This window comes from Dactylosporangium cerinum (assembly GCF_042653625.1).
GTDB classification, from domain to species: domain Bacteria; phylum Actinomycetota; class Actinomycetes; order Mycobacteriales; family Micromonosporaceae; genus Dactylosporangium; species Dactylosporangium cerinum.
The window spans coordinates 61,665-71,788 of record NZ_JBHSIU010000009.1 but is presented as its reverse complement, the minus strand read 5'-3'; the positions used below and the strand labels follow the sequence as shown (position 1 = coordinate 71,788).

Genomic DNA, 10,124 nt, shown 5'->3' with positions numbered 1-10,124 from the left:
AAGCAAGAAAACGGAACAGGAAGCGGAATACCACTTCCTACGGAATCAAACCTGCGAAGCATCACAGAGGATGAGAAGAAACAGCGATGGATGCGGATCGCTGAACAAATCAAGACTGAAGATCCAGAAGCTTACGCACACCTCCAGGGCAGCAATGGAATGGATCGGATCGGCGCTGGCTTCTTGGCGATCCTGTCTACGCTCTTCTTCGCTCTTTTCGATCTAACCGCTTCGGTACTCGTCATCCTTGGCTTCCTGATTTTCCGTTGGGCAGTAATCGCGGCGCCCATCCTCGGTACAGTTGGCCTTTTGAGGCCCGCAAATGCTGGGCTGCGCCGGCTCGGCAATGCCGTAATCGCAGCAATCTTCAATATTATATTGTTTGGAGCTGGTTCGGCGATCTATCTCTTTGCCGTGACCCTGATTCTTGGTACCGACTCGCTCGCTGGATGGCTGCAGGTTCTGCTGATCTGGTTGACCGGCGTCGTTGGCTGGCTCCTTCTGCGACCGTACCGGCGGATCACACAGCTCGGCGGTAAAGACTCTACGACGGCGATCACCTCCGCCGGCAACTGGCACAGGCTATTCCTGCGCGACGTACGCCAGGCCGCCGCGCTGAAAGTTGTCGATGCCGGAGGGACAAACGAACCTCAGCGGCGCGGCAAGGGTGATCCGGTCCGGCAGCGGCCGGAATCTCGGGACGAGGACCCGTTGTCGGTCGGTGGCGGTGAACGGTCAACAAATACCGTTGAACGGCCCACGCGCACCGGCGAACGAGTGTCAAGGCCTGAGGAACGAGCGACGCGACCGGACAGTCCGCAACGCCGGCGGCGGGAACCAGTGTGGGAAGAGCCTGATTCGCCAGCGGAAAACGTGCCGTCGTACTCGATATATCGACCCGACTCGGATCGGTCCACACAGGACCGGACACCGGCGCGACGGCCGGAGTCGGCAAACCTGCCGGGGTGAGCATCCATGCGTACGGTTCTGCGTCTTCTCGGCACGCGGTACGGCATTGCCATACTGCTCATTGTCGTCGTGCTCGCAGTCGTGGGATTCGGCCGCACCATCTTCACCGAGAACGACCAGCCGAACAATGACGCACTCGGTCCGACCGTCGCTCCGGTGACGAGGACCCCGGATCCGTTCAGTTCACTCGGCGACGACGGCGTTCAGGATGAGCCAGCCTCAGCAGCTCCGTCATTGAGCAAAGGCGCCAGCGACGCGAACGCGGTGGCGACCCGATTCGCGAAGGCGTGGGTACGCAGGCCCGGCGTCTCCGGCGAGCAGTGGCGGGCAGGACTGAAGCCGGACGCGTCGAGCGAGCTGATGGAGGATCTCGCCGATACGGACCCGAACGACGTACCGACGGCCACAATCACCGGTCCGACCATCTTGGAGGATTTCGGCCAGGTCGCGGCAGCAAAGATACCGGCCGATGGCGGAACTATCGTCTTGCAGCTCGAAGCCATCAACGGCCATTGGCAGGTCACCTCCCTGGATTGGGAGGTGGCGTGACAGACTTTGAGGACAGCGACGGTTACGGCGAGAAACGCCGACGCAAGCTCCGTCCAGCGCTGCTAGTCGGGTTGGTTGCGGTGTTCGCTTTAGTGTGTTGCGGCGGCGGAGTCGTGTCGTTCTTTCTCGACGCGGCGACTAAAACCGTCAACTACGACGCGGGCTGCGGCAACGGAAAACTGGTCGACACATCGGCGGAGATGCCGAGCCATCGCAGACTCGGCACAGAGCAGGTACGAAATGCGGCGATCATCGTGCGAGTAGGGCAAAATCTAAACGTGCCCCCACGTGGCTGGGTCATTGCGGTAGCGACTGCGATGCAGGAATCGTGGCTGCGTAATCTGCCGAATCTCGGCAGCCGCAATGACCACGATTCGCTGGGACTATTTCAACAGCGCCCCAGTTCTGGTTGGGGCACGCCCGAACAGATCATGGATCCGAGTTATGCGTCACGAAAGTTTTACGAGAAGCTTGTAGCAATCCCCGGCTGGCAGTCAATGAGCCTGACTCGCGCGGCGCAGAAAGTTCAGCGCAGTGCATACCCTAACGCTTACGCCAAACACGAAGAGCTGGCGTCAACCGTCGTCAACTCCTTAACCGGCGGCGCAGCACGAGCAGTGGGGAATCAGACAAATTTGCAATGCGTCAGTGCCGGACAGATCGCCGCCTCTGGCTGGACAGCACCGGTTAAGGGAAAAGTTGGATCAGGTTTCCGGACTGCCTCCCGACCAACGCACCAAGGCGTCGATCTCATCGTACCGCGAGGCACGCTCATTCACGCTGCGGCAGCGGGTCGTGTCATAAAGGTCCGCTGCGACGCAATCGGCCCGAACGGCAAACCTTGGGGCTGTGATCGAGATGGTTCACCGTCGGTCCGCGGATGTGGCTGGTTTGTCGACATCCTCCACGCTAATGGGATCATTACCCGATACTGCCACATGGTTAAGCAGCCGAGTGTCGTCGTCGGGCAAAGTGTCGCGCCTGGTCAAGAAATTGGCTTCTCCGGCACTACGGGACACTCCTCGGGACCCCACGTTCACTTCGAAACACATAGGAACAATGATTCGAGCAAGTATGGCGCAGTCGATCCGGTGTTGTTCATGCAACAGATGGGTGCGCCTCTCGGAGCCGAGCCATGAGTGACTTTTCCACCGATGGCGACCTACCCAATTGGGATCTGATCGCCGGCAACAGCGAACGTACACCAGCAGGAATCGAACTGGTACCAGCCGCATCTGTGCGTGACCTGCGTGGTGGCCGAGCGATGGTCGGGCTGCCAGGTCTCGGCTGGCGCGGCGACCTGCGCATCGATGACGCGGTGGTACAGGCAAGCCGCACCTATGTGCCGGTGCTGCCCGAGCAGGAGTGGTATCGCGCGGAGGCGGAACAGACCGAAGTATTCGCACCGCTCATACCGATCGAGCGAGTCTGGGTCGAACGAATAACATCGAAAGTGACGGCAACCGGCAGTGATTCGAACTTGGTGGGACGGCTGGTATCACTCGACGCACCGCCACCGCGGCCGCCACGGCCGATTCGCACGGTAGGGGCAGTCACTGGACTAAGGGTAGTTCGGCTACCTGGACCGACTGACAAGATCGGGACGGACGAACGCGATCTACGGGCGGTAACAGAGCCATATAGCGGCGCTGATGGCGATATTTGTGTGCGGGTATCCACGGAGCTGAGTTGGTATCGGTGGGCATGGAGCGGCCAGGCACCAAAGACCCTTGAACTACCGATCCACCTGGTGTGGGTCGAATAGCTAGGGCAACAATTGCTTAGCACCACACAAGCGCCAGCCGTTTGATTCGACCATCGCAAAGTCCCAGTGCTGAATCAAGTTTGACGTATCTCCGCCCGACTCATCAGCCTCGATGTTCAGGTTGCCTCGAATCTGAGCCGTGGCGTCTTGGCCAGTCACTACGGTATCGGACAGCGTGACCCGAATTCCGACCTTAGTCTCTGCTTCCCGTTCCTTGATGCGCTTCAGAAGATCGTCCAACTGACCCAGGTCTGGACGATCACAAATAAACAGGCGCACACGCACATCGTCCCTGCGCTCAAACTTAGCGGCTACATACTGCCTCAACGACTCTGTTGGATCACTTCGCTTCGGCCTAGTTTCTTTGTCGTACAAGGTATAAGCGATCAGCGAGCCGCCGATACAAATGCCTACGGCTATGACTGCCACCACGATCAGCAGGGTCTTGCGGAAGCCGAGGCCTCGCTTTGGAGGCTTCGGCGGCGATGGAGGGACGGGGCCCGGCCGGCGCAGGGGCTCGTCCTTGCCGATGATCTCGCCTTCGAGGACCTCGTCGTCGGCTGGGCGGGATCGGGGGATTGACCTGCCCTGATCGATGCTCGGCTCGTTCGGCTTCGATGGGTCCACGCATCAGAGGCTATCTGCCCATGCGAAGACTGGCACCCTCCCGCGCCGCAGCCCTGCCCCGCGCCACAAGCAGCCGGTCCCCACCCAGCCGGCGAGCCCCGACGCCACCACAAAAACGCCGGAAGCAAGGGCAAGCACGAGCAGCAAGGCAAGCATCGGAAGCGACACACCCGCCAGAAGCAAGGAAGCCTGGAAGCCTGGAAGCCCAGAAAGCTCAGAAAGCCCAGAAGGCCAAGAAAGCCAACGAAGCCCACGGACGCCGCGGAAGCCCGAAACACCGCGAACGGCAGCGCAAAGCGTCGCCGCAAGTACCCGCCGCAGCTTGTGCAAGATCGGGAGGGCGTGGTGGGGGTACCAGGACCAGAGCTCGCACCTGCGGGAACGCAAGACTCCCAGTGCGCCTACTGACTGCTTCCCCGGTCTGCGTTACCGTTCCCGCATCTGCTGGATCGGAAAGGGCGGAAAGGGGCACGGTGGCACGCCTGCGGGCACGGATCGAGCGAGCGGCTGCGCTGCATCGGCACACCGCTGCGCTGGTCGCCGCCGCTGGGCCGGTTCTGGACGCATACTCGCCGAGTGCCGCGCCGGCCTCGCAGTACGCGGAGCAGCACGACCTCACCGCCAGCCTCAGGGCCGACGCGAATCAGCTGGCGCCCGGCTGGTTGGGTGCGCAGCTGGACGCATTGGCGCCGACGACGCCGCTCGGGGGGCCGTTGCCGCCGACGTTCGTGCGGGTGGGGCAGGCGCATCCGCTGGATGACGCGCGGTTCCCGGTGGTGGTGCCGCTGCTGCGGGCCGGGCACATCGCCATTGACGCCGATGCCAGGGACAGTCGGGTCGCGGGGTTGCTGCGCAGTCTGGTGCTGCGGCTGCTCGCCTCGTCGCCGCCGGGGTCGGTGAGGATCCGGGCCATCGACGCGGTGGACTCGGGGTCCACGTTCGGGTGGTTCGCGGGCATCGAGTCGATCATGCCGACGCCGGTGAGTGATGCAGAGGGTCTTCGCGCGGTACTGGATGAGGGCGAGCAGTGGATCGCCGCCCGCACCGACGCCCCGGGGCCGACGCTGCTGATCGTGATCGCGTCCCTGCCCGAGCTCACCGAGGGCCGGGATCTGGCCAGGATCGCGGGGCTGGCGCACGCCGGGCCCGCCGGTCGGCTGCATCTGATCGCCGCTGGGTGGCCGCCGCCGCCGTTGACGGCGGAGACGACACAGGCACCGCTGCCGCACGCGACGCAGATCGCGATCCGTAACCCGCACGCGTGGGTGGGTGACCCGCCGGGAGCGACGTTCTCGGGCACCGGCGTGACCCCGGCCCGGCTCAACGCCCCGGTGTACCTCGACCAGGATCCGCCCGCCGATCTGGTACGCCGAGTCTGTGCCCAGCTCAGCGGCCCCTGGGGCACGCCCCCGGCGCAGGCCGGCGAGCCGAGCCGCACCGCGTGGCTGAACTACGTCGCCGCGGGGCAGCGGCTCGACGCGGTCCGCCGGGAGGTGATCGCGGTCGTCGCGGAGCACAAGGCGGCGTTGAAGGCCGCCCGCGACGACCTGTCGGCGATCCGGGCCAAGCTCGCTCACCACCAGGCGTACCTGACGGAGATCGCCCGGGAGGCGGGCGGCCGGGCGTTCGACCTCCTGCCGAGCTGGCAGGAGACGCAGACCGCCGCGGCGGTGCTGACGGGCGCGGCACGGCCCGCGGCTCAGCCCGCTGGGCGGCGGCGCGGCGCGGCGCAGGAGCCCGCCACGACCTGGCCGCAGCAGGGTTCCCGCACGGCGACCCTGCCGGTCAGCGCACCGCCGGTGGCGCCAGGCGTCACCAGCCCGGCGCCGCCGACCGGCAATCTGTACCTGGGCAGCACCGCGGGCAACACGGGCGCGATCATGGGCCCGTTCCAGAACTACCCGGGCGCGCCGAACTACAACGGCCCGACGGGCGCGCAGCCGATCTATCGCCCGCCGGTCAGCGGCATCCCGGCCCGGCCGCAGAGCCCGGGCCAGGCACCGGGGTACGTCCCGAGCCATGCCAAGAGCCCGGCACAGGTCAGCGGTGGCCCGGTCAGGCCGGCGGCCGTCAGTGGTGTGCCGGCCCCCGTGCCCACCGGCGCCACCGGAACGGGCACCGCACGCCCCCAGAGCCCCCAGAGCCCCCCAGCGCCCGAATCCCTACCCGGAAGGGTCTCCCATGCCCTCCGCGTGGCAGCGGCCGGCCTGAAGCAATCTGAGGCTGCGCTCGCTGCCCCCGACCGGTCCGGCACGGCGTCCAGCACGCGGGTCTGGATCAACGCCGCGATCTACTTCACGTTCGCGGTGCTGGCCGCGGTCGTGCAGGTGCCGACGCTGCTGGCCGGTGAGCGGTTCGACGGGATCAGCCTGCTGGCACTGCCCTGCGCGCTGGTGCTGCCGGCGCTCGCCTTCGGCCTGGGTTGGCTGACGATCGGCGCGACGACCCGGCGGCCCACGGCGAGGACACCGGTGATGGGTATGGCGATCAGCCTGCTCGCCCTGGTCCCGCTGATCGTCTTCGGCGCGGTCCTGATCCTGGACTGAGCCCAGACCCGCAGTCCTGATCCTGGACCGAGCCCAGACCCGCGGCCTGGTCCTGGACCGAGCCCAGAACCAGGAACCGCAGCAGAACCGGCAAGGCCGGAAGACTAGCCGCGCAGGATCAGCGACATCGCCTCGGCGCGTGACTTGGCGTCGTCGCGGAGCAGCCCCCGGACCGCCGACGTGATCGTGCGCGAGCCACCCTTCTGGATGCCGCGCATCGACATGCACATGTGCGTGCACTCGATCACCACGATGACGCCGCGCGGGTTGAGCTCCTCCATCAGCAGGTCGGCGATCTGCGAGTTGAGCCGCTCCTGGACCTGCGGACGCCGGGCAAACACCTCGACCAGCCGGGCCAGCTTCGACAGCCCGGTGATGCGACCGTCGTGGCCGGGGATGTACCCGATGTGCGCGACCCCGTGGAACGGCAGCAGGTGGTGCTCGCACATCGACATGACCTCGATGTCGCGGACGAGGACGAGCTCCTCGTGGTCCGCCTCGAAGGTCGTGGACAGGACCTGGGCCGGGTCGACGCGCAGGCCGGCGAAGAGCTCGGCGTAGGCGCGGGCGACCCTGGCGGGGGTCTTGCGCAGTCCGTCGCGGTCGGGGTCCTCGCCGACCGCCACGAGGATCTCGCGGACCGCGGCCTCGATGCGCTTCAGGTCGACGTTGCGCTCGACCTCGACACCGCCGAGCTTGCCGCTGACGAGCCGGGCCGCGACGTGGTCGAGTTCCACCTCGACCTCGACCTGGTCAATTGATGCACCGAGCCCGGCGCCGTCATCGTCGGCGTCGGGCTCGGTGCTGCTGATCTCGCTCAGTTCTTGCCGTCCGTGGTCTCGCCGCCGCTGGTGATCCGCACCTGGTCACCGTCGCCGCTCAGCCCGACCGGCTGGCCGATGTCGTTGCCGTTGGCGCCGGCCTCGAGGGCCCGCCGCCGGCGGCCGTTGCCGCTGTACGGAGCCATCGGAGGACGCTTGACCACCCGGGCGCAGATGCGCGCCATGTCGTTCTGGGAGATGGTCTCCTTCTCGAACAGCTCCTCGACGATCTGGTCGAGCACGTCGCGGTATTCGACCAGGATCTCCCAGGCCTCGTCGTGCGCGATCTCGATGAGGGCGCGCATCTCGCCGTCGATCTCGGCCGCGACCTTCTCCGAGTAGTCCCGCTCGTGGCCCATCGTGCGACCGAGGAACGGCTCACCGTCGCCGACGCCGTACTTGACGGCGCCGAGCTTGGCGCTCATGCCGTACTCCGTGATCATCGAGCGGGCGAGCGCGGTCGCCTTCTCGATGTCGTTGCCGGCGCCGGTGGTCGGCTCGTGGAAGATGAGCTCCTCCGCGGCCCGGCCGCCCAGCGCGTAGGCCAGGGTGTCGATCATCTCGGAGCGGGTCTGCGTGTACTTGTCCTCGGTCGGCAGGACCAGCGTGTGGCCCAGCGAGCGGCCGCGGGACAGGATCGTCACCTTGTGCACCGGCGCGGAGTGCGGCAGTGCCCAGGCGACCAGCGCGTGGCCGCCCTCGTGATAGGCGGTGACCCGCTTCTCGTGGTCGCTCATGATGCGGGTGCGCCGCTCGGGGCCGGCGATGACCCGGTCGATCGCCTCTTCGAGGTAGTCGTTGGTGATCGCCCGCTTCTCGTGGCGGGCGGTCAGCAGCGCCGACTCGTTGATGACATTGGCCAGGTCCGCGCCCGTGAAGCCGGGCGTGCGGCGGGCGACCGAGTCGAGGTCGACGTCGGGCGTGAAGGGCTTGCCCTTCGCGTGGACCCGCAGGATTGCCTTGCGGCCCTCCATGTCGGGCCGGTCGACGGGGATCTGCCGGTCGAAGCGGCCCGGGCGCAGCAGCGCCGGGTCGAGGATGTCGGGCCGGTTGGTGGCCGCGATCAGGATCACGCCGCCCTTGGTGTCGAACCCGTCCATCTCGACGAGGAGCTGGTTGAGCGTCTGCTCGCGCTCGTCGTGCCCGCCGCCCATGCCGGCGCCGCGGTGACGGCCGACGGCGTCGATCTCGTCGACGAAGACGATGGCCGGCGCGTTGGCCTTGGCCTGCTCGAACAGGTCACGGACCCGGGAGGCACCGACACCGACGAACATCTCGACGAAGTCCGAGCCGGAGATCGAGTAGAACGGCACGCCGGCCTCGCCTGCGACGGCGCGGGCCAGCAGCGTCTTACCGGTGCCGGGAGGACCGTAGAGCAGGACGCCCTTCGGGATCTTGGCGCCGAGAGCCTGATACTTGGCCGGGGCCTGCAGGAAGTCCTTGATCTCGTGCAGCTCTTCGACGGCCTCGTCGGAGCCGGCCACGTCGGCGAAGGTCGTCTTCGGCGTGTCCTTGGAGATCAGCTTGGCCTTCGACTTGCCGAAGTTGAGCACCCGCGAGCCGCCGCCCTGCATCTGCGACATGAAGAGCAGCAGGAGCACGACCAGCACGGCGATCGGCAGCAAGTTGATCAGCAGGCTGACGAATATGTTGTCCTGCGTGACATTGACGTTGTACTGGTCGACCTTCTTGTCCGCCTGCAGCGTGGCGAGCTCGTTCTGGAGCTCGTCGGCGAACTGCGAGGTGAACTGGGTTTCGACCTTGTCCGTCTTGGTCTTGTTGATCGTTTCCTTGGACCTCAGTTCAAGCCTGAGGGTCTGTTCCTTGTCCTGAATCACCGCCTTCTTGGCCTTGCCCTCACGCAACAGGGCAAGCACCTGCGATGTGTCCGCCTTCGTGTAACTGGGGCCGGACGTGAAGAAGGAACTAAGGACGATCGCACCGATGATCACCAGGAGGATCCAGACCACCGGCCGGCGGAACAAACGGGTACGTTCCATGTTGTCGTCGGGCGCACGCGGCGCCCGGCCCCTCCATCCGTAAGACCGCTGACCACGCCGGACCCACTGTGCCGACGCGATGTCTCAAGCGTCGAGGAGTATGGCTCAGTTGACGCTCGTGACCATTTGACGGTACACCGTGGCACCGACAGTCGCGGATCGGCGTGGGCCGCAGACGGGATGCTCCCAGCAGACTCCCAGGAAGACCGGGGTCAGCCGCGCCCGTACACCGACGGCTTGAGCACCCCGACGAAGGGCAGGTCACGGTACCGCTCGGCGTAGTCGAGCCCGTAGCCGACGACGAACTCGCTGGGGATGTCGTATCCGACATACCGCACCGGCACGTTCACTCTCAGCGCATCGGGCTTGCGCAGCAGCGCCACCACGTCGACCTGGGCAGCCGAGCGGCTCTGCAGATACTTGAGCAGCCACGAGAGCGTGAGCCCCGAGTCGACGATGTCCTCGACCACGATCACGTGCCGGCCGGCGATGTCGCGGTCCAGGTCCTTGAGGATGCGCACGACCCCGGAGGACGTCGTGCCCTGCCCATACGAGGAGACGGCCATGAACTCGAGTTCGACCGGAGGGCCGACCCGGCCCAGCGCACGGGCGAAGTCCGCCATGAACATGACGGCGCCCTTGAGCACGCCGACGAGGAGGATGGACTCGGCGTCGGCGTAGTCCGCCGCCACCTGCTTGGCGAGCTCCGCCGTCTTGTCGCGGATCTGCTCCTCGCTGATGATCACGTGGTCGATGTCGGACGCGTGCCAGGTGGTGCCGTCGGCCATACGCCTAGCCTGCCGTATCGGCCCTCCCGGATCGACGGCGGGTCACCCCCGAGAGACCC

At 66.1% G+C, this 10,124-nt stretch carries 8 protein-coding genes and 1 pseudogene; 5 read left to right on the top strand and 4 right to left on the bottom strand.

What is annotated here, in order from left to right:
• From ACFPIJ_RS05455 to ACFPIJ_RS05440, 4 genes and pseudogenes are all read left to right on the top strand, one after another.
• Nucleotides 1-969 (top strand): annotated as a pseudogene (locus tag ACFPIJ_RS05455) (MFS transporter); the annotation flags it as partial.
• 6 nt (nucleotides 970-975) lie between these two features.
• Nucleotides 976-1,518, top strand: a complete 543-nt coding sequence (locus ACFPIJ_RS05450) for a hypothetical protein (RefSeq protein WP_380113501.1) — start codon at nucleotides 976-978, stop codon at nucleotides 1,516-1,518.
• Nucleotides 1,515-2,657: a M23 family metallopeptidase gene (locus tag ACFPIJ_RS05445; RefSeq protein ID WP_380113500.1), complete on the top strand. Its 1,143-nt coding sequence runs from the start codon at nucleotides 1,515-1,517 to the stop codon at nucleotides 2,655-2,657. Before ACFPIJ_RS05450 ends, ACFPIJ_RS05445 begins: the two co-directional genes overlap by 4 nt.
• Entirely contained in the window at nucleotides 2,654-3,283 is a 630-nt protein-coding gene (locus ACFPIJ_RS05440) for a hypothetical protein (RefSeq protein WP_380113499.1), read from the top strand. The genes ACFPIJ_RS05445 and ACFPIJ_RS05440 overlap by 4 nt, the downstream gene beginning before the upstream one ends.
• On the opposite strand, the gene ACFPIJ_RS05435 is transcribed toward ACFPIJ_RS05440, so the two are convergent.
• Nucleotides 3,284-3,910 carry a hypothetical protein gene (locus tag ACFPIJ_RS05435; RefSeq protein WP_380113498.1) on the bottom strand — a complete coding sequence of 209 codons (627 nt, stop codon included), beginning with the start codon at nucleotides 3,908-3,910 and terminating at the stop codon, nucleotides 3,284-3,286.
• Between the two features lie 473 nt (nucleotides 3,911-4,383).
• Between ACFPIJ_RS05435 and ACFPIJ_RS05430 the strand changes: the two genes are divergently transcribed.
• Nucleotides 4,384-6,456, top strand: coding sequence for a hypothetical protein (locus ACFPIJ_RS05430; protein WP_380113497.1), 2,073 nt, complete (start codon nucleotides 4,384-4,386; stop codon nucleotides 6,454-6,456).
• Between the two features lie 104 nt (nucleotides 6,457-6,560).
• On the opposite strand, the gene folE is transcribed toward ACFPIJ_RS05430, so the two are convergent.
• The 3 genes from folE to hpt form a co-directional block, all read right to left on the bottom strand.
• Nucleotides 6,561-7,214, bottom strand: coding sequence for a GTP cyclohydrolase I FolE (folE, locus tag ACFPIJ_RS05425; RefSeq protein WP_380113655.1), 654 nt, complete (start codon nucleotides 7,212-7,214; stop codon nucleotides 6,561-6,563).
• Between the two features lie 59 nt (nucleotides 7,215-7,273).
• The gene (ftsH, locus tag ACFPIJ_RS05420; RefSeq protein WP_380113496.1) at nucleotides 7,274-9,277 is read right to left on the bottom strand and encodes an ATP-dependent zinc metalloprotease FtsH; all 2,004 of its coding nucleotides are present in this window, start codon (nucleotides 9,275-9,277) and stop codon (nucleotides 7,274-7,276) included.
• Nucleotides 9,278-9,489: 212 nt separating this feature from the next.
• Nucleotides 9,490-10,065 (bottom strand): hypoxanthine phosphoribosyltransferase, encoded by a 576-nt coding sequence (gene hpt / locus ACFPIJ_RS05415; protein ID WP_327006663.1) that lies wholly within the window; start codon nucleotides 10,063-10,065, stop codon nucleotides 9,490-9,492.
• Nucleotides 10,066-10,124 lie beyond the last annotated feature (59 nt).

Bases quoted from the DNA above. Each gene is read 5' to 3' on its own strand.
- ACFPIJ_RS05450 (WP_380113501.1), top strand. From the start codon at position 976: ATGCGTACGGTTCTGCGTCTTCTCGGCACGCGGTACGGCATTGCCATA.
- ACFPIJ_RS05440 (WP_380113499.1), top strand. From the start codon at position 2,654: ATGAGTGACTTTTCCACCGATGGCGACCTACCCAATTGGGATCTGATC.
- ftsH (WP_380113496.1), bottom strand. From the start codon at position 9,277: ATGGAACGTACCCGTTTGTTCCGCCGGCCGGTGGTCTGGATCCTCCTG.
- hpt (WP_327006663.1), bottom strand. From the start codon at position 10,065: ATGGCCGACGGCACCACCTGGCACGCGTCCGACATCGACCACGTGATC.